Source organism: Haloarcula sp. Atlit-7R, from assembly GCF_003666065.1.
GTDB classification, from domain to species: Archaea; Halobacteriota; Halobacteria; order Halobacteriales; family Haloarculaceae; genus Haloarcula; species Haloarcula taiwanensis.
In genome coordinates this window covers 1-508 of the sequence record NZ_QXIK01000074.1, presented here as the reverse complement: position 1 = coordinate 508, position 508 = coordinate 1, and the positions used below count along the sequence as shown (strand labels likewise).

Genomic DNA, 508 nt, shown 5'->3' with positions numbered 1-508 from the left:
GGCGCGCCGACGGGCGCGGCGAGGAACTCCTGGATGTTCGTCGCTTCCTTGGCGTGTTCACCGCCACCGATGACGTTCCCGAGCGGCGTCGGGAAGTTGTCGCCGCGGAACGCGCCACCGAGGTGCTGGTACAGGGGTGCACCGAGCACGTCGGCACCGGCCTTGGCGGCCGCCATCGAGATGGCGACCGCGCTGTTCGCGCCGATTTCCGAGAAGTTCTCGGAACCGTCGGCAGCGCGCAGTGCGGCATCGACCTCACGCTGGTTGCCCGCGTGGACTTCGCCCACGAGTCGGGGAACAGCGTGTCGGCGTGCAGCAGCGATGGCTTCGGTCGGCGGCAGTTCGATTGCCTCGTACTCGCCGGTATATGCACCACTGGGGGCCGCAGCACGACCGAACCCACCGGATTCGGTGAGAACGTCGGCTTCGACCGTCGGGTTTCCACGGGAGTCGAGCACGCGGCGCAGAGATACGGATGTGATTCGAGTCATGTTGTCACTTGCCCTCT

At 66.7% G+C, this 508-nt stretch carries 1 pseudogene; it reads right to left on the bottom strand.

The window, feature by feature from the left end:
* A pseudogene (locus D3D01_RS22690) lies at nucleotides 1–491 on the bottom strand (enolase); the annotation flags it as partial.
* Nucleotides 492–508: the final 17 nt, after the last annotated feature.